The organism is Nostoc sp. LEGE 06077 (genome assembly GCF_015207705.1).
In the GTDB taxonomy this organism is placed as follows: domain Bacteria; phylum Cyanobacteriota; class Cyanobacteriia; order Cyanobacteriales; family Nostocaceae; genus Nostoc_B.
In genome coordinates, this window is record NZ_JADEWI010000062.1 from 1 (window position 1) to 20,418 (window position 20,418).

Genomic DNA, 20,418 nt, shown 5'->3' on the forward strand with positions numbered 1-20,418 from the left:
TGTGTCACTGATGTGAGACAGAATTGACTGTAGGTTGTTCATGGGTAGTTTGGTTGCATAGCATCAAGAGCTATGTTAGCGTACCTCATCCGCTAACTACTCTCCCACACCTTTTTTCCTTCACCCGAATAGCACTGCCCATAGCCCGTCCTTTTCTCGAATATGGTTGGAGCCAGTGCCAAAGCTTTCTTCTCCACAGAGAGTAGCTTTATCTGCATCTAATAAATTGCCAAAGAACTTCCAACCAGTGGGTGTTTCATAGCAGTCAATTCCCATCTGTGCTGCTACTCGATCTACTGCCTGACTTGTAGGCATAGACCGTGCTACTCCTGTTATCCCCGCCTGATATCCTGGAACTAGCTTCGCATTGGCAGCTAAAATCGCTAGACTATCGCTGGGGGTAACGAAAAACCTCTGCCCTAAAATCATATTGCGATCGCCATCGCCATCGGAAGCGGCACCAAAGTCTGGGGCATTTTCTCCATAAAGGATATCAACTAATTCGTGGGCATAGACTAAATTTGGGTCAGGATGTCCGCCGCCAAAGTCTTCCAAAGGTGTACTGTTACGCACACTTCCAGACGGTGCGCCTAAGCGATGCTCAAACAACGCATGGGCATAGGGGCCAGTCACCGCATGAAGTGAATCTATGCACAGTCGGAAGTTACCAGAAGTTAAAAGTTGACGAATGCGATCAAAATCAAACAAAGACTCCATTAACTTTTCATAATCCTGCACAGAGTCAATGACTTCGACAACCATTGCTCCCAGTTGAGATTCACCCAAAGTTTCTAAATCTACATCTGCTGCATCTAAAATTTGGTATTGGTCAATTATTTTGCTGCGGGCGTAGATATCTTCTGTTACTTTTTCCGGTGCAGGCCCCCCGTTGCAAGAGTTCTTTTGTTTACCATCTGGCTGATTTTGGTCGTTTTGGCACTCCTTCTATAATTTCAGCTTATAACTTATTTCTCGAAATCGGCTTTTGTACATTCCTGAATAAACGGTATCACAGACTACTATTTTTTAGCGCTCGCAAAACTTTTCGGTCTACTGAAAGTGAGAACATCAATACCAAAACTGCGACGGAGCAACAAACGCAGAGTATGAGATGCAATCTTGGCTGCAATATGTACACAAAAGCCAAACTGGGATGAGTAGCCAGGAGAGCGGCAATAGCTTCTCTGAGCGCTATGTCAATATATCCTTGGCTATAACTTGTCCAACTCCTGTTTATTTTGTATTAGATATCTCTAATTTTTGGGAACTATATAAGCGTATAGCAAACTCCTTGGCTTTAAAGAGTGCTGAATTTTACAGCCAATAGTTAGTTGCTATTATTGATTACTTTTTACACAAATTTATAGCCGTTATGTCCATAGTATCGAATTCTGAAGCAACTCCTGTAAAACAAGTTCTTTCTAATTTTCGTCATTTTAGGGTTTTGCAAGACCAAGATTTTGACTGGCTCGACTCGGTGGCAGAGGAGAAAACCTATCAAGCAGGAACAGTTTTAATCGAGTCAGGTAAACCTGCCACATCTATCTATATATGCTTAAGTGGCAATCTAGCGATCGCGCAGTCTCAACAAGATAGCGATCAACAGCAGCTAACAACATTTTCAAATGGCGAACTAGTTGGTGAAACTTCGCTTCTTGGCAATCAAGTAGCAGCAACAACCATTATCGTTACGGAATCCTCAAAATTGTTGGTATTTGCAAAACAGAAATTGGTAGATTATATCGAACGAGATTCTGATTTTGCTGCTCGTTTTTATCATCTTCTGGCAATCAGTTTATCTGAACAACTGCGTAAATTAACTAAGTTAATGGCAACCCAGAACATTAAGGAAGGGGAACCATTACGAAAAGTATTAGTAGTATTTGCAACTCTTAGCGATAGTGATATTGCTTGGATGGTTGCCAATGGGGTCGCAAAAAAGGCAGGATTAGGAACCGCTTTAATTCAGCAGGAGCAAGTAGTACCAGCCGTTTACCTACTGTTAGAAGGTACATTAGGTATTTACATTAACATTAGCAATAAGGCTTCGGTGCAGGAGAAACAAGTTGCCAAGCGCGTTAAGGGTGACATCTTAGGTGAAATGTCATTCGTGGATGGAGGTGTAGCTTCTGCTAGCGTCAAAACACTGGAAAATGCTTGGGTGTTGGCACTGCCACAGACTACCCTCACTGCTAAATTTCAAGAAGATAGGGGATTTGCAGGTCGTTTTTATCGCTCACTCGCCTCGATTTTATCCAATCGTTGCTTAGATTTACTTTCGCGTGCGGGTATTAGCAATCTGAACTCTCAAGACATCGAGTTGCTATCAGAAGATATTGAAGTAGAAGACGAACTCGACTTTGATGTTTTGGAAGGAACCGCGATCGCTGGCAAACGTTTCGACTGGATGATTCAACAACTTCGTCGCTAGGGGCAGAGGTATTGGGAACAAGTGGATTTGCTTTGGTAAGTAGAGAAATTTCTGCTTTTTTCCTACTACCAATTAGAAATTAGCAAGAGCATAATTATTAATCTATGGTTTTCAATCGAGACAAGAAGAAAGAAGGTATTTTTCGGGAAGAGTCTTTAGAGCGCTTATCTTCGCCAGAACGACTAGACCAACTAATGCAAGTCATTAATCCCAAAGATTGGCTGGTACTGACAGTTTTTGGTGGTTTAACATTTATTGGTTTGATTTGGAGTATTTTTGGTCGCGTTCCCATCAACGTTGAAGGTAAGGGAGTATTAATTCAACCCCGACAATTAGTTGATTTTCAATCGAATATTGCTGGACAATTAAAATCTTTAGAAGTCAAAAACGGGCAATGTGTTAAGAAAGATGATGTCTTGGCAACGATAGACCCAGCCGAATTAAGACAGCAGCTACAACTAACAAAGGGAAAATTAGAGCAGTTGCAAAAACAAGCAGATGATACATTGCTGGTAGCTAATCAGCGAATGCAACTAGAAAAAAACGCGATTACAGCTTCGCAAGCGAATCTTGAAAAACGCTTGCAAGATGCTCGGATGCTAACTCCTGTGCTAAAAGCAAAAGGCTTAGATGCAATTAAAGAGCAGCAAATCAATCTTCAGGAACGCTTAAAGGACACTAAAACTCTCACACCTATACTTAAAGATAAGGGATTAACAGCACTTGGGCAACAACGAATTAGCATCCAGCAACGTTTAAAAGATGCTCAAGCTTTAGTTCCCATCCTCGAACAAAAACTTCAGAAACGCCGCGAACTCGCAACGACTGGAGCCATAGCCGCAGAATCAGTTTTACAGGTCGAACAAGAGTACAGACAAGGGCTTCAATCCATAGCTCAATTGCAAGCTGAGTTAAAACAACTTGATGTTAGTGAAACTCAAACTCAGCAAAGCTATCTGCAAAATTTAAGGTCAATGGGCGAAATTCAAGTACAAATGCAACAACTGGTTTTGGAAAGTAGTAAAACAGAACGCGAATACCTTGATAATTTGCGCTCTATTAGTGATATACAAGCCCAAATCCAAGAGTTAGAAACTAAAGGCAAACGGTTAGTCCAAGAAAATCTAGAAAGCAAGAATCAACGCAGTAAAGAAATTCAAGATGTAAGCCGCGAAATAACTAGGCTTGAGCAGCAGTTAAACCGAAATAGCCAGATTTTAAGCACTCAAGATGGATGTATTTTGGAATTAACTACAGCTGTTGGACAAGTAGTTCAACCTGGCACTCGTTTGGGAGCTATGAGGATGGGAGGAGCGAATGATTCTTCTAGTACTATCGCTTTCTTGCCGATCAAAGACGGTAAACAAATCCGTTCGGGAATGTCAATCTCAATTACTCCTGATACCGTACAAAGAGAGAGATTTGGGGGTATTGTTGGCAAAATTACTGATGTTTCTGCACTTCCAGTAACTAAGGAAGGAGCAGTTTCTCTAATTGGTAATCAAGAAGTAGTTGCTTCTTTAATTGGTCAGAATGGAGCTGCAATCCAGATCAATGCTGATTTAATTAATGATCCTAATACCTTTAGTGGTTACAAATGGTCATCTTCTAAAGGTCCTGAGTCTAAAATTACTCCAGGTACTACAACTTCAGTTCGCATCACCATCGAAGAAAGAGCGCCGATTACTTTTATTCTACCAATACTTCAAGAATTGGTAGGCATGAAGTAATGATTTGGTAATTGGTAATGGTAGAAAATAATGCAGTTACTTGAAAAAGTCGTTCAAAAATCTGGAATCAAAAAATCTAGTTCTCAAGAGCCTCATGTTAATTATCCGCGTGTAAAAACACCAACACTGTTGCAAATGGAAGCTGTAGAATGCGGGGCTGCGGCTTTGGGAATTATTCTTGGTTACTATAGTAGGATTGTCCCTTTAGCAGAATTGCGTACTAGTTGTGGCGTTTCCCGTGATGGCTCTAAAGCTGCAAATATTTTAAAAGCAGCACGCAATTATGGGATGCAGGCAAAAGGATTTAAAAAAGAACTTGCCCAACTCCAAGAAATTAAGCCACCTTTTATCATATTTTGGAACTTTAATCACTTTCTTGTTGTTGAGGGCTTTCTGGGGTCGCGCGTTTACTTGAACGACCCAGGCACAGGCCCGCGCAGTGTCTCACTAACTGAATTTGATGAGGCTTATACAGGTGTGGTTCTGATTATGGAGCCGGGATCAGAGTTTAAAAAAGGTGGGCGAAAACCAAGTATTATCAGAGCCTTATTAACTCGTTTACGAAGCTCATTTAAGGAACTGATATTCTGTATTATCGCTGGCTTTTTATTGGTAATTCCCCAATTAGCATTAGCAGCTTTCAACCAAGTCTTTGTTGATGATATCCTGATGCAAAATCGAACAGATTGGTTGAAGCCGCTATTATTAGGTATGGGGGGTGTAGTAGCTTTACAAGCAGTTCTAACTTTATTACAATTGCAGAAGTTGAGATATTTGTATCTCAAGCTGTCGATTGGGATGACGGGTAAATTTTTATGGCATATTCTCCGCTTGCCTGTTAGCTTTTATGCTCAACGTTTTGCTGGGGAAATTAGCAATCGAGTTAGCCTTAATAGCAAAGTTGCAGAAGTGCTGTCAGGCCAATTAGCGATGACAGCTATTGACACAGTGATGCTGATTTTTTATGGTGCAGTGATGCTAGCTTACGATTGGGTACTAACGTTGATTGGCATCATTGGTATCGCAATCAACGTTATTGTATTGCGATGGGCTACTAGAATCCGTGTTGATAGTAATATGCGCTTGAGTCAAGATTATGGCAAGATTGCTGGGGTGGAAATTGGCGGATTACAAAGTATTGAAACCATTAAGTCTGCTGCCTTAGAATCTGATTTCTTTAGTCGCTGGGCTGGATATTATGCTAAAGCCACCAACGCCGAACAGGAGTTGAGTCAAACCGATCGACTCTTAGGACTCTTACCCCCACTCCTTTCTTCCACCACTACGATGCTTCTGTTGGTTGTCGGTGGTTTTCGCGTTATTGATGGACACCTAAGCATCGGGATGTTAGTAGCTTTTCAAAGTTTGATGGGCAGATTTCAAGGTCCGGTCAATACTTTAGTTGGTTTGGGAAATACGATTCAGGAATTAGAAGGGGATATGAATCGCTTGGATGATGTGTTAGCTAATACCATTAACCCAGGATTGAAGGTGCAAACAGAAAATGATAAATTGCCAATTCAATATGCGACACCAAGTATTCCCTTTCGTTTACAGGGACACATTGAATTACGTAATATTACTTTTGGATTTAGCCCAGTTGAAGAACCTTTAATTCAAAACTTTAGTTGTACTCTCAAACCAGGCCAAAGGGTAGCTTTTGTTGGTGGCAGCGGTTCGGGTAAGTCTACTCTTTCTAAACTTGTGACTGGACTTTACCAACCTTGGTCAGGGGAAATCCTTTTTGATGGTATTCCTAAACAAAACATTCCCCGTCCAGTTATAACTAATTCCCTAGCTATGGTGGAGCAAGAAATTTTCTTGTTTGGCGGTACGGTACGGGATAATTTAACTCTGTGGGATGAAACTATTAGTAATACTCAGTTAATGAAAGCCTGCCAAGATGCGGCAATTTTAGATGTAGTTATGGCTATTCCTGGGGGGTTTGATGGTAAGTTATTGGAGGGTGCAGCCAATTTAAGTGGGGGACAGCGCCAACGGTTGGAAATTGCCCGTGCTTTGGTTAATGACCCGGCGATTTTAGTTATGGATGAGGCAACTAGCGCCCTGGATACGGAGAGTGAGAAAATTATTGATCGCAATATCCGGCGACGGGGTTGTAGCTGTATTATTGTCGCACACCGTCTCAGTACAATTCGTGATTGTGATGAAATCATCGTTTTGGAACGAGGAAAGGTAGTGCAACGGGGCAGTCATGAAGAGATGAAGAATACAGAGGGTTATTATGCAAGATTGATTCAGGCGGAGTAATATCAAAACCGGGTAATCACTTATACTTCCCCCAGTCTAGATAAGTAAAGAGAGGCAAGGGGAAAGGGAAGAGATAGGAAAAACCCGTAGTTTTACCCCTGCCAGATGCAGACTGTGGAGATGATGATTATAGAAGATAGGTAGGAGAATTTGAATTTTACTTATCAAACAAACATACTAAATACTAGAAAATGATGAATAATGAAATAGAAAACCAAGCCCAAGAAGCTGAAGTAGAAGCTCATGGGGAACTTAATGAAGACGCATTGATGAATGTTGCAGGAGGTGTACAGCAACCTCCACTACTAGGTGTTCAAGTATCATCACCTGTAGGTAGTGCAGCAGCAAATCCACCTACAGGTGTTGTTCCACCTACAGGTGTTGTTGCAGCAAGTCCACCTAAAAGTGTTGCTGCACCACGTCCACAAGTTCGTAGATAACCACCTGCAAATTTTCGTTGAATAGACAGAATAAACTATTAGTGTAAAAGAGCGATCGCACCTTATATTTTGTAGTGAGAAAAGGTGCGATCGCTCTTTTATAATAGCATAAACCTCGATCCTATTGAGAAAAGTTGGAGATTGACTATCTAGATATTGTTAATTGACAATTTCTTGTTAGATATGAAAATCTGTAGGGCAGACAGAATAAATTATTAGTGTAAAAAGAGCGATCGCACCTTATATCTTGTAGTGAGAAAAGGTGCGATGCGTTTTTATAATGGCAGAAACCCCGATACTATCGAGAGAGCTTGGAAATTGACGACCTAGATATTGTTGAGATGTACGTCCCTACAAATGTACAAATAATTTTGGATAATTTATTTTTTGGAAGTCTTTATAGTATTAATAGAACCTACCTTAACTTTTGATTTAGGAATGCTATCATAACCAATAGGGGGTGGGATATCATCGGTAGAATATGTTGTATCGGAGGAGGAGCGTTGCTGCATAAACGATGACTGGCCTCCTGCTACTGCGTCCAACTGTTCTATACTCAGTTCTTCCTCTACTTTTAGTTCCGACTTTGTGTCGCTCACATTCGCATCTGTCAGCTTTTTTGATTCAGGCTTTTGTTGTGGATTGTTTGTAGATTCCATTTTATTTGCTAACTTTTGTTAATTACAATTTCAGAATATCAAACAGCTTTTTGATTTGTCATTAGTATCTTCACTGATGTTGATCTGAAAGTGCTTTTTTGGGTATTTTTGCAAAAAATTCACAGGTTATATTCCTCCTTCATACCAAGGTTATCAATCTGAATTTTCACGCTAAGTCCTCAAACCAACCTAGACATTTTTATTTTTTTGGATTAACACCAAGTGTATTGTTCTATCGCTGAATGGTTGCGTCTGTCAGTTATTATTCGCTTAGAATACGAGTGCTATATTATGTCCGGCATGATGGATAGAAGAAAGTCCATTAATGGCTTTTTGCTCCTCACTCAAGCCATCTGTCGCGCCATCAAATCTGCAAACATTCCCTTTTGCGCCATTAGTTCCTCAAAATTTCCTACCTGCATTACTTGCCCCGCAGCAATAACATAAATGCGATCGGCATTGCGAATTGTACTCAAGCGGTGAGCAATTACAATCCGCGTTACATCCAACTGCTCCAAACTTTCACTGACAATAGCCTGGGTACGGTTATCTAACGCACTGGTGGCTTCATCAAAAATCAAAATTCTTGGTTTCAATACCAAAGAACGAGAAATTAACAAACGCTGACGTTGCCCACCAGAGAGGTTTGTCCCACCTTCAGAAATTACCGTGTGCATACCCATTGGCATCTGTTGCACATCTTCAGCAAAACCAGCCATTCGCGCAGCTTCCCAGGCTTCATCCATTGTCACCAGCGCCCCACTAGAAATATTTTCAAATATAGACGCGCTGTTAATCCGACCATTTTGCAAAACCACACCCAACTGTCGCCGTACCGCAGAGATATCTAAACCTGACAAATCTTGACCGTCGTAGTAAATCGTTCCTTCTTCTGCCTCCTCGAAACCCAACAGCAAGCGCACAGTAGTTGATTTGCCACTACCAGAGGGACCGACTAAAGCAATAAATTCTCCTGGTTTGGCTTCTATAGTCACCTTATCCAGTGTTAACGGCCCGTCTTCTCGGTAACGAAAACTCACCCGATCTAGCTTCACTCCACCATTAAGCCGCCCTGGATCGGTTTTATCTGCATCAACTTCGGGAATTTCTTCTAAAATTGGTTTGGCACGTTCCCACAGTACGGAAACTTCCAAAACATCGATAATTGTGTTACTTAAACTGGTGGCACCACTGACAAAGGTACCAAAAGCAGCATTAAAGGCTAAGAAAGTCCCAGTAGAAAATCCTGTAGTACCTTGGGCATGAGATTGGGCAATCATGGTGACAGCTACAGAATAAATCAAAATTGAACTAACAGTAGGCAAAATGGTATTAAAGAAACCGACAGCATTCTCTATTACCTCAGTACTGAGTTGTAATTGCAGTTCTCGACTGAATTTTTTCGACCAGTAGGCAAATGCCCGTTCTTCAGCGCCTGATACGTAAAGTTTAGAGACTCCACCGATTAGTTGCACTGTCAATCCAAATATTTCACCTTGTATTTCTTCCATAGGCAACATTTTTTGGCGAGTCAGGACACCCGCTACGTTGGTGACGATAATATTTACTACAGCCACTAGAAGTCCTATTAATGCTAGCTGCGGACTGTAGGTAAATAAAAGCCCCAAATTCAGGAAAGAGAAGAAAGAATTAAAGATTGTCCCCAGTACCGCGCCACTGAGGATTTGGTGGATACGGCTGATAGAAGAAACGCGAGATTGGAGGTCGCCTGTAGAATACTTGCGAAAGAAAGAGACTCGCAGTTTGAGCAACCGATCCCATATTGCTGTTTGAGTTTCTAAGTTGGCAAAGGTTTGTAACCGCGATGTGGCAATGCTTTGTATGAGTTCAAACCCGATACTACCAAGTGTCACAGCAATCAAGCCAAGGGCAATTTGAAAAATCAAACCTCGATTGGCATCAGGGATGGCATTATCGATGAGGATACCTGTAGCTTGGGGAGTAAGCATCTCTAAAAATGCAGTTAACACACCCATCAACAGCAGGGTAACAATATCCCGCCCTCTGCCCCTTGTGGCAAATTTGAGAATATCCAGTGTTTTCAAAGCCTTTTCGGGGAAAGGGCGATAAAACATGAAAGCGACTGGGGAGACTAGTTTAGCTGTTTCTGTATTCAGAGGAATCCGCCGTCGCTGTTCTGGGTCAAAGATTTCATAGCCTTTGTTTTCTATCGGCAGCAGAGCGATTGGGTTATCGCCTTCAACTGTATAGGCTAGCAGGGAACCGCAGTCAGATTTCCACCACATACCACTTAAAATTACCCGTCGAGTCCGAATCCGAGAAGCTCGTGCGATCGCTTCTAATGGGTCTTTAACTCGGTTGGGGTCTTCGGAACGAGCAGGGGGACGAATCTCAATACCGGACGCTCTACCTACCGCTCCCGCAGCAATTAACAAGTTTGTTCCTTCTTGTAAAAATTCTGCGGCTTTCGGTCGAAAAATTGCTGTTAAATTGCCAATTGAGCGATCGCTAACTTGTTGGTTAAGTTTGAGGCGATTATGAAATTGGGCAACTCGTGCTTCTTCCTCTTGTTGGTGGAGTTGGTGCAGACAAACTAAAAATTCGGCTTGAAATTGCTGTAACTGCTCAATCAGAAATGCTGGTGTTTTGATTTCACTACTATCAATACCTGCAAAAGCGATGTTAACATCCCGAAAAAAAACCACGCAGCACTCAACCCATCGTTGCATTAACTGTGAAATCTCAGTTAATGTTGGCTCGTCAATAGAATTTTCTTGATAGTTACTATCTTGTAAGTCCACCTTAAGGAGTTCAGTTTCCTCATAAGCAACGGCAATCAGCTCGTAGGATTGCCCTTCTAGGGTGGGAGAAATGCCAAATACAGCCGAGCCAGGATTAACATCAAACAAATAACGCCGAGCGCCTTGAGATACACCATCATGAGTCATGACAGCAAACACAGCCATTGTTCCAGATTTTACCAACCACACACTGCTGTAGGCTAGCACCAAGGGGCTATTTCCTGGGAGATTATACTTAGATGAGATGCTTTCAGGATTTAATAGTTTACTCATTTGCTAAAATACACAGAGTTGATTTAATACCAAATTGAAATTAGTATCACCCTGTTGTAACAGCTAATTCTGTTTTCACTCCATAACTAACCTTACTAGATCGCAAACTTTTCCCAAGAGGGCGATACCTGTGGCAGGCTGCTCTGTATATTAGGGACTTCCAACTAAAAAAATATCCCATCGCTTTGGCGAGATGAGGAGGAAAAATTTTACAATCGTCTTCGCTCTCACAATTGAATAATTTAATTTCTGGAAGTCCCTTAAACAAACTTAACAAAACTTTAATAAAATCATGTGATATTCCCCTACCGATGGGAACAATAGCAGAGACAACAGCGAAATGACGTTTTTCGGGCAAAAAGTAGCTTTTGTCGAGCATTAAAGTTCTCACAAACACGGATTAGGAGAGTTAGTATTGTCTATAGATGAGCGACTAAACCAAAATAATAGGCACTTCCAAGAAGATTCAAAAGATAACTCAGCTTGGCTTCCCAGTACCTTTGCAGAAGTGGTTGCTAGAGTAAAAAACTTTGCACTTGGAGAGTTTGACCGCGAAGTTGTTGAAAATCAGCTTTACTACCATACCCGCGAACATCTAAATCATGTACAGCGCCGAGCAAATGCCATTTTTCAGGTAATTTGTCCTTATTGGCAAGCGTCACTAGGTAACGAGGTGACACCAGAATACATAACACGCACAAATCTACTGCTAGAACTGTGTGCTGTTGCTCATGACATGATTCAGATTTTTGTTCCCCAAACCCAGCCTCATACTTCCAGACGGCGTGAACCTGGAGTAAGTGAAAATCTGACTTTTGAAAAACTATTGAATTATATAAAAGGAGTAAATCAGCAGTTAAAAGAGCATTGTATTGATGATTCTGTGCTGTTTACAGATGCAGATATATCGATTATTCAAGATGCTATCGAAGCTACGATTTGCATCTACGATCCATCTGACCAAGGTATTTATCAACCTGCCCTTTACGACCAAACCAGAGATTTATCAATAGTAGCTTGTATTATTGCCCTTGCAGATATTGGTTCATTAGGGATAGATGGCATAGCTGCCTACAATCAGGAAGGTAGCCTGCTTTTTCTAGAAGAGAATCCAGATATTATACCTGTTATTTTAAATCAAACAGTTGCAACTTTAGCTGTAGATAATCCAGAACTTTATGAGAATATCCGACAACGCCTTTTAAAACGCGCTCGCTTTCAAGTTAACTTTGCTAAATCTCGACTCATCCGTTATCCCCAGGAAATTACCAACCTGACAAAAGAAGGAGTGGCAATTTTGACTTGTGAAACTTTTAAACATTTAACTTTCCAGACAATTCAAGAAGTTGAATTAATTACACCCACAGATGAAAATACATCTTTGGAAGAGTTAATTGATTTTTTTCAGTTGAAATTGGTGATGGGTAATCATTAAGAATAATCATTCAACCTGTAGCGATTTTGAACGCAGAGGGAGGAACACAGAGGTTTCCAATATGATTCACTATAAACTAACTTTCAAACTTATGTGCTAAAACCTAATCACCAATTATTAATTATCTTTTATGTTAATGTTACTTTTTTATATTGGCAATAATGTATATGCAATAGAAAGTTCTTATGTAGTGGAAGTGATTCCGAGAGTAACATACAGAGAAGTTCATCATGTACCAAATTATGTGGCTGGATTATTTAATTATCGGGGTGCAATTGTTCCAGTGATTGACCTTTGTCAATTAATTCGAGGAAAATCAAGCCAAGCTTACTTGAGTACCCGCGTCTTTATTGTTAGTTACCCTGCTCAAGAATCTGACAAATTAAAATATGTCGGTTTGATGGCAGAACGAGTCATTAAAACAGTAAAAAAATCAGCAAGCGAATTTTTAGCATCTGGTATTCAAACAAATGAAGCACCTTATTTAGGCAAAATGATTATGGATGAATCAGGGATGATTCAACATATTAATTTAGAACATTTACTTAGTATATTAAAACAGATTGACTTATTAGAAACTGGAGTATAGCATACAGATGTCTTTGACAGATATTGAAAAACTTTTAAGTAAAAAGATTGGTGTAGATTGTAATATTATTGGTTCGAGGAAAATTGCTAAAGCCGTAGAGAATCGCTGCTCTGCTTGTAGTATAAACGACTTAAAAACTTATCTTAAATTTTTACAAACTTCTTCAGGAGAATTTACAGAACTAGTTGAACAAATAGTTGTTCCCGAAACATACTTTTTTCGCGATCGCAAATCATTTGATTTCCTGATCGACTTTGTGAAAACACAGTGGTTAACTAAATCCGGTCATGGCACACTTCGTCTTTTAAGTGTACCTTGCTCCACTGGCGAAGAACCATATTCAATAGCGATCGCTCTTATGGAAGCGGGTTTATCCACCTCACAGTTTCGCATTGATGCCATTGATATTAGCAAGCGGGCTATTGCTAAGGCACAGCAAGGAACCTATAGTAAAAATTCATTTCGGGGTGAAGTTTTGGTTGACCGAAACCGCTATTTTCAGCAAACAGCAGAAAAATATGAAATTTCCCCGTTGGTAAGAAATGCAGTGAATTTCAAGGAGGGAAATCTGATAAATTCGTTTTTTAATGTGCAACTAAAGTATGATGTAATATTTTGCCGCAACTTGTTGATTTATCTGGAAGATTCTGCCTGTACTGAGGTTTTAAAGACTTTAAATCGTCTATTGTTGCCAAATGGATTCCTCTTTGTTGGAGTTGCTGAAACTGCCAAAGTTCCTAGTAATCTCTTTACCTCAACTCGCCAACCTTTTACCGTTTATAGGAAGAAGGCAGAAGGAACGATAAGTAAGAGTTCGCATCATCCACCAATTCCAAACCACCAAACTGAAAACATCGGAGGAATAAAAAAACAGAATAGCCAAACTAAAAAGGTAAGTTCTGAAACTTCTTCTATTTCTTACTCCCTGTCCTCTACTCATACATTACCAGAAAGGCTGTCCAAAAATACCTCGTTTTTGTCAAACAGTCCCAATGATTCAGAAACAGAACCATCTTGGAAAGAAACTCAGCTATCTATTCCAGAAAATAGTTTAAGTCTGGAACTAGCTAAACAATTAGCCGATGCAGGACACATAGAAGCTGCAATTAAACATTGTAATGACTATTTAGAGCAAATTTCTTCTACTAATGCTCAAGCATACACTTTACTGGGGACACTGTATCAAGCAAAAGCGAACTATATTCAGGCTGAAGCATTTTTCCGAAAAACGCTTTATTTAAATCCCAATGATTACGAAGCACTGATTCACCTTGCTCTTTTAAAAGAACATCGTGGGGATTTGGTAGGTGCATCCATTTTGAGAGAGCGAATTCAAAAGCTACAGCAAAACTTTTAACTATTAACATTACAAAACAGATAAACAATGATGATGAGCAACGTGTTTAAAGATCAATCCTTACAAGGTCGGATTATGACTGCCTTTATGTTTATGGGGGTATTAGTTTTTATCGTTGCACTCGTTGGCTTTGGTGGGACATTTCGTTTGACTGGTCACATTAACACGTTCAGCACTAACAGTTTACCAAGCCTAATTGGATTGTGGAAAGTCCATGAAGGACAAACCCAAGTTGAATCCTCAGAACGGGCTTTATTAATCTCAGGATTGACACCACAGGAACGACAAGCCGAATTAGCTCGAATAAAGAATGCTTGGGAGCAAATTGACGAAGGATTTAAGCAATACGAACCAGCTCCACGAACTGTGGAAGAAGAGAAAACTTATAAGAAATACCTAGAAAACTGGAATAAATGGAAAAATGACCACGAGGAATTTCTTAAGCTCAATCAGCAATTTGAGAGTTTAGGAATTCTACATCCCTATGCTGGGAAAGTGGAACTTTTTCGTTTAGGTAAAGACAAATCACCCGAAATGGAGATGGTCAGAAAAGCTGGGAATCTTTTAGATGAACTACGTGATCACATGAAAACAAATCGCGTGAGTTTTGAAGCTGCAAGAGTTTTAATGTTAGATACATTAAAAATCAACGAAAATACGGCTGCAAAAACAGAGAGAGACTCACAGCAAGACGCTAATCAGTCGAAATTCTGGACACTTGTGGCTATGCTCCTTGGACCAGCGCTGGCAATTATCTTAGGACGCTTTATCAGCCAAGCTTTAATTCGTCAGATTCAAAAATCTGTCGTCCAAATTACTACCTCTACCACTCAAATTGCCGCATCCGGTAAGGAATTAGAGGCTACAGTTGCAGAACAGGTTGCTTCCACCAATGAAGTCACAGCAACTGCTCTAGAAATTGCTGCCACCTCTAAAGAACTGGTTAAAACGATGGAACAGGTGGCGGGAATGGCTCAAGCTACAGCAACTTCAGCAAACCATAGCCAAGATGAACTCTCCAAGATGGAAGGGGTGATGCGACAACTTACAGAAGCTACCATCTCCATCTCTTCCAAGCTGGGAGTAATGAATAATAAAGCCAGCAATATTAACAATGTGGTGGTAACAATTACCAAAGTTGCAGATCAGACCAGTATACTGTCGTTAAACGCAGCAATTGAAGCCGAAAAAGCCGGAGAGTATGGTGCAGGCTTTGCCGTCGTTGCTAGAGAAATTCGGCGGCTGGCTAATCAAACTGCTGTCGCCACACTAGAAATTGAGCAAATTGTTAAAGATATGCAATCGGCTGTCACAGTAGGCGTGATGGAAATGGATAAATTCAACAAATCGGTGAGCGATAGTGTTGAGCGCGTCAGCAATATTAGTTACCAAGTTGGCGAAGTGATTAATAAAGTACAGAGTCTGCCTCCCAGGTTTGAGCAGGTGAGCCAGAGTATAGAAGAACAATCCGAAGGCGCACAGCAAATTAGTGAGTCAATGGGGCAATTAAGCCAAGCCTCCGAGCAAACAGTTGATGCTTTGCGTGAAACCAATAACGCCTTAGAGCAATTAGATGATGCTGCTAGAGGATTACGTCACTCAATTTCCTCTAGAAATTAATCAGGGCAAATGACTAATGAGTAACGATTTAGATAATTCATCTGCTGGCTTGAGCCAAATAATCGATCGTCCCGTCTTAAATGATTGCTGGAATAAAATTGGGGTAATGGGCGATCGCTCCTGTACTGAGCTAAAAAATGTCATTCATTGCCATGAATGTCAAGTTTTTGCTGTGGTTGGGGATAGTTTATTAGAACGGAAACCACCACTTAATTATGTAGACGAGTGGATTAGTGTACTGGCAGAAACACCCATTGATGAAGAAACCCAAAACAATGAAACCATCATTAAGACAGCATCAGCGGTTTCTGTGATGATTTTTCGTCTGGGGAATGAGCAATTAGCTTTAAGTGCCAAAATTTTGCAAGAAGTTACTCACCCTTGTATCATCCAACCTCTACCCCACCGAAGCAACGAGTTATTTTTGGGGTTAGTAAATATTCGAGGAGAAACTTTACTTTGTGCGTCTCTGAGTCATCTGCTGAATTTAGAATCGGTAGAAGAAAATTCTGCAAATGCCTTGCCTATAAATTCACAAAGGATGATGGTAGCAGGACAGCAAAATGAAAAATGGGTCTTCCCAGTTGATGAAGTTTATGGTATTTTCCGTTTTCACCTCAATGAATTACGCGATGCACCTGTTGTCATAGCTAAAGCTGCTCAATCCTACACCCAAGGCATTATTAACTGGCAGGGTAAGAAAGTCAATTGTCTTGACTCAGAATTATTGTTTTACACCCTCAATAGTAAAATCTTGTAGTGGGTGCAATGAGATGAATAATTACAATCTATTAGATTTATTTTGCCAGGAAATTGAGACTCAGGTATCTATCCTGAAAAAATCTCTAACTACACTTAAAACGCAACCATCTTCTTTAACCGATCTCGAACATGCTACTCAATCAGTACACTCTATCTGGGGAAATGCCAAGTTAGTCGAAAGAGAAGCGGCTGCTAATTTAGCACAAATTATGAAAGAGTGCTTTATTGCTGCCCAAAACAGTACTGTTATTCTCGGTGAAGAACAAATTGAACTCTTACTTCATGCCAGCCATTTGCTCTTGAGTATTGGCAAAGCCGCAGAAGTAGAATTTGAACGTTGGATGTCAGAACATTCTTGGGAACTTTCAACAACTCAAAAAGCCATCTCAATTTTATTGGACTCTGGAACAACAAATGTATCTTTCCAAAAACAGGAAATAGCACCTAATATATCTCCTTCATCAACTTTCTCATCTTCGGAGTCAGTAGTATTTACAACCGAGGCAGTCAGTCAATCATCTATTAGTTCTGCTCAAGAACTGGAACCGAAAATCAACATCACACTTAATCCCTGTTCAGAAGCACAGAGTACATTAATTATCTCTAACGCTTCTACTCAAGAAATCGCTCCCATCACTGTAGCTGCATCCGATAATTTAACTACCATAGTAAGCGATGATGGTTCCATGATGGACTTGTTTCGCTTGGAATTAGAGACGCAGGTTAATCTGATGAATGAGGGATTGCTAGCACTGGAAAACAATCCTAAATCTGCTCAGGCATTAGAAACTTTAATGCGGGCGGCTCACTCAATCAAAGGATCTGCTAGGATTGTTGCTCTTGATGCAGTAGTCAACTTAGCTCACGTTATGGAGGACTGTTTTGTTGCAGCCCAAAATAAAAAATTTACGCTGAATTCTGACCACGTTGATATACTCTTGTCAGGAGTAGATTTATTACAAGGTATCAGTCAAGTAAGTAATGCAGAGTTGCCTAGTTGGTTGGCTAACCAGAATGCAGCTTTTACCCTGACACAATCATCTGTCGCTGCAATTTTGAATCCGCAAGTTGCACCTTTGCCAGTCGCCGAGGTGAGTCAGAAAGAGGCGAACATAGTAATATCTGCATCTCCAAGTTTGAGCCACGTCGCTCCTGATTTCATTCCATCAGCTACTACATCCTTAAATCAGACTCTTGACTCCACAGAATTACCTAATCATCTAGTAACATCAGTATCTTTTTCTTCTCAGGACAAGAGTCCGGCAACATCTGCATCAGAACAAACGCCAGCACAAGATCGGGTAGTGCGGGTAAATGCAGAAAACTTGAACCGGATTATGGGTTTAGCTGGTGAATCTTTAATCGAAGCTAATTGGTTACAACCCCATGCAGACTCGATGATGTCCTTAAAATGGCGTTTGGTAGAGTTGTCGAGAACTTTAGAAAAATTACAGGATACTTTAGATCAGGGGAATTATGAACAAGATGGAAAACAGTATCTAGAGGAAGCAAGACACAAAGAACAGGAGTGCGTTAACTTGTTGAGCGATCGCCTCAATGAATTAGAATTATACGCACAACGCACTGCAAATTTATCTGACCGCCTTTACCGAGAAGTAATTACTTCCAATATGCGTCCTTTTGCAGATGGTATCCAAGGTTTTCCTCGGATGATTCGTGATTTAGCACGCAAGTTAAACAAGGAAGTCAAGTTAGAAATTGTCGGGAAAGCAACATCTGTAGACCGGGACATTCTCAAGAAGTTGGAAGCACCTTTGACGCACATCTTGCGAAATGCGACTGACCACGGAATTGAGTTACCCCAAGAACGAACAGCAGCCGGAAAGCCATCTGAAGGCACAATCCGCTTAGAGGCATTTCATCGCGGAGGGATGTTAGCAATTACTATATCCGACGATGGACGAGGTATTAATCCAGAAAACTTACGTCAGAAAATCATTAATAAAAACCTTGCAACTTCAGAAATGGCGGCTCAATTTACAGATGCTGAATTAATAGAATTTCTATTTTTACCTGGATTTTCCACTGCCAAGCAAGTAACAGAAATTTCTGGACGGGGTGTAGGGTTGGATATTGCCAAAAGCATGGCACAGGAGGTGGGAGGAACGGTACGTGCAGCTTCAGTTACTGGAAAGGGAACAAGTTTCCATTTCCAACTGCCACTAACACTTTCGGTTGTGCGAACGCTGTTGGTAGAAATTTCTGGCAAACCCTATGCTGTTCCTTTAGCTAGGATTGAGCAAATTATTACGTTAGAACAATCGGAAATTGCAGAGGTAGAAAATCGCCAATATTTTACAATGAATCAACAAAATATTGGATTAATTGCTGCTCATCAAGTATTAGAATTGCCGGCATCTAAAGAATTGTCTGCCTTACTTTCAGTAGTAATAATTAGTGACCAAGCTAGTATCTATGGATTGGTGGTAGACAAGTTTCTAGGTGAACGTGATTTGGTTGTTAGACCGCTCGACCCGCGTTTAGGTAAAGTGCGAGATATTAGTGCGACATCTTTATTAGGAGATGGCTCACCTGTTTTGATTGTAGATGTCTCTGACATGGTAAGGACAATAGATACCATTCTCAATATCGGACAACTAAATAAAGTTGGGGTAGAGAGCGCAGCAGTAACTTTAGATAAGCGTCAGAAAATTTTGGTGGTAGATGATTCAATTACGGTGCGAGAAATGGAACGCAAGCTATTAGAAAATCGTGGTTACAACGTTGATATTGCTGTTAATGGCGTAGAGGGGTGGAATGCTGTACGTACCAACCACTACGATTTAGTGATTAGCGATATTGATATGCCCCGGATGAATGGTATTGAACTGGTGCGGCAAATCAAAAGCCATCCCCGCTTGCACTCCCTACCTGTGATTATTGTCTCCTACCGTGATCGCACTGAAGACCGGATTCAGGGTTTGGAAGCTGGTGCCGATTACTACTTGACAAAAAGTAGTTTTCATGACTCAACGTTGATTGATGCTGTAGTTGATTTAATTGGTCGTTAATTTATGAGAATCGCGATCGTTAACGACTTAACAATTGCAGTCACTGCACTACGCCGAGTATTGCAGACATGTCCTGAATATCAAGTGGTTTGGGTTGCCCGTAATGGTGCAGAAGCGATTACTAAATGCGCTCAGGATACACCCGATTTAATCTTAATGGATTTGTTGATGCCCGTGATGGATGGGGTAGAAGCAACGAAGCAGATTATGCAAAATTCTCCCTGTGCCATTGTTATAGTCACAGCCAATGCCGAGCAGAATGTTACCAAGGTGTATGAAGCGATGGGTTACGGTGCAGTCGATGCAGTGAATACACCTGTTGTAGCTGGCTCAGATAAAGCACAGAGCGAGACTCAGTTGTTAGTTAAAATCGCTCGGATTGGTAAAACGTTAAAAAAATCTTCCGTCAGTACCAAGACAAAGTTACCTATTACACCTCGGAATGATGAACGACAAAGTGATTTATCTTTGACAGTTCCTTTAGTAGTTATTGGGTCATCGACGGGAGGGCCAAAAGCTTTAGCAACTATTTTATCAAAGCTACCTGCTAATTTTAATGCAGCAATCGCCATTATTCAACACGTTGATGCCCAGTTTTCAACTGGTTTTGTGGAATGGTTAGACCAGCAAACTCCATTATCGGTCAAATTGGCTGTTGCGGGTGATCGCTTGCGTTTAGGAACTGTAATAGTAGCAGGTACTAACGATCATCTATATTTAAAGCCAGATTTAACTCTTGGTTACACTAAAGACCCAGTTGACTATCCTTACCGTCCATCAGTTGATGTATTTTTCAAAAGTGTGTCTCAATACTGGAAGCGTCAGGGAACTGCTATCTTGCTCACTGGTATGGGGCGAGATGGAGCTGAGGGATTAAGTGCTTTACGACTGCGAGGTTGGCATACAATCGCCCAAGACAAAGCTAGTTGTGTAGTGTATGGTATGCCTAAAGCGGCTGTTGAGTTAGATGCTGCTGTGGAGATATTACCACTAGATAATATGGCTACAACCTTGCTTAAAAAAATTTAAATACTTG

Annotated in this window: 13 protein-coding genes and 1 pseudogene; 11 read left to right on the forward strand and 3 right to left on the reverse strand. The window is 40.8% G+C overall.

Features of this window, described 5'->3' with window-relative positions; genetic code table 11:
- Positions 1–126: 126 nt before the first annotated feature.
- Positions 127–900: pseudogene (locus tag IQ244_RS26690) on the reverse strand (alpha-D-glucose phosphate-specific phosphoglucomutase); the annotation flags it as partial.
- Positions 901–1,372: 472 nt separating this feature from the next.
- Here IQ244_RS26690 and IQ244_RS26695 point away from each other — a divergent pair.
- The 4 genes from IQ244_RS26695 to IQ244_RS26710 all read left to right on the forward strand — a co-directional run bounded on the left by IQ244_RS26695 (position 1,373) and on the right by IQ244_RS26710 (position 6,872).
- Positions 1,373–2,431, forward strand: coding sequence for a cyclic nucleotide-binding domain-containing protein (locus IQ244_RS26695; protein WP_193899650.1), 1,059 nt, complete (start codon positions 1,373–1,375; stop codon positions 2,429–2,431).
- 104 nt (positions 2,432–2,535) lie between these two features.
- The gene (locus tag IQ244_RS26700) at positions 2,536–4,161 is read left to right on the forward strand and encodes an NHLP bacteriocin system secretion protein (RefSeq protein ID WP_193899652.1); all 1,626 of its coding nucleotides are present in this window, start codon (positions 2,536–2,538) and stop codon (positions 4,159–4,161) included.
- 30 nt (positions 4,162–4,191) lie between these two features.
- Positions 4,192–6,432, forward strand: a complete 2,241-nt coding sequence (locus IQ244_RS26705; protein WP_193899654.1) for an NHLP family bacteriocin export ABC transporter peptidase/permease/ATPase subunit — start codon at positions 4,192–4,194, stop codon at positions 6,430–6,432.
- Positions 6,433–6,623: 191 nt separating this feature from the next.
- Complete coding sequence (locus tag IQ244_RS26710; RefSeq protein ID WP_193899656.1) at positions 6,624–6,872, forward strand: hypothetical protein; 249 nt, start codon at positions 6,624–6,626, stop codon at positions 6,870–6,872.
- 380 nt (positions 6,873–7,252) lie between these two features.
- Here the strand turns inward: IQ244_RS26710 and IQ244_RS26715 are convergent, their stop codons facing one another.
- Together IQ244_RS26715 and IQ244_RS26720 are read right to left on the reverse strand one after the other, a co-directional pair.
- Entirely contained in the window at positions 7,253–7,531 is a 279-nt protein-coding gene (locus IQ244_RS26715) for a hypothetical protein (RefSeq protein ID WP_193899658.1), read from the reverse strand.
- 344 nt (positions 7,532–7,875) lie between these two features.
- Positions 7,876–10,587, reverse strand: coding sequence for an NHLP bacteriocin export ABC transporter permease/ATPase subunit (locus IQ244_RS26720; protein WP_228059178.1), 2,712 nt, complete (start codon positions 10,585–10,587; stop codon positions 7,876–7,878).
- A 415-nt stretch (positions 10,588–11,002) separates the two neighbouring features.
- Here IQ244_RS26720 and IQ244_RS26730 point away from each other — a divergent pair, with 415 nt between their 5' ends.
- The 7 genes from IQ244_RS26730 to IQ244_RS26760 all read left to right on the forward strand — a co-directional run bounded on the left by IQ244_RS26730 (position 11,003) and on the right by IQ244_RS26760 (position 20,411).
- Positions 11,003–12,022: a hypothetical protein gene (locus tag IQ244_RS26730; RefSeq protein WP_228059179.1), complete on the forward strand. Its 1,020-nt coding sequence runs from the start codon at positions 11,003–11,005 to the stop codon at positions 12,020–12,022.
- 136 nt (positions 12,023–12,158) lie between these two features.
- Complete coding sequence (locus IQ244_RS26735) at positions 12,159–12,611, forward strand: chemotaxis protein CheW (protein WP_228059180.1); 453 nt, start codon at positions 12,159–12,161, stop codon at positions 12,609–12,611.
- A 7-nt stretch (positions 12,612–12,618) separates the two neighbouring features.
- Complete coding sequence (locus tag IQ244_RS26740) at positions 12,619–13,968, forward strand: CheR family methyltransferase (protein ID WP_193899664.1); 1,350 nt, start codon at positions 12,619–12,621, stop codon at positions 13,966–13,968.
- Between the two features lie 30 nt (positions 13,969–13,998).
- Positions 13,999–15,588, forward strand: a complete 1,590-nt coding sequence (locus IQ244_RS26745) for a HAMP domain-containing methyl-accepting chemotaxis protein (RefSeq protein ID WP_193899711.1) — start codon at positions 13,999–14,001, stop codon at positions 15,586–15,588.
- A gap of 16 nt (positions 15,589–15,604) precedes the next feature.
- Positions 15,605–16,348, forward strand: coding sequence for a chemotaxis protein CheW (locus tag IQ244_RS26750; RefSeq protein WP_193899666.1), 744 nt, complete (start codon positions 15,605–15,607; stop codon positions 16,346–16,348).
- Positions 16,349–16,361: 13 nt separating this feature from the next.
- Entirely contained in the window at positions 16,362–19,382 is a 3,021-nt protein-coding gene (locus IQ244_RS26755) for a hybrid sensor histidine kinase/response regulator (protein ID WP_193899668.1), read from the forward strand.
- Positions 19,383–19,385: 3 nt separating this feature from the next.
- On the forward strand, positions 19,386–20,411 hold the full coding sequence (locus IQ244_RS26760) for a chemotaxis response regulator protein-glutamate methylesterase (RefSeq protein WP_193899670.1): 1,026 nt from the start codon (positions 19,386–19,388) through the stop codon (positions 20,409–20,411).
- Positions 20,412–20,418: the final 7 nt, after the last annotated feature.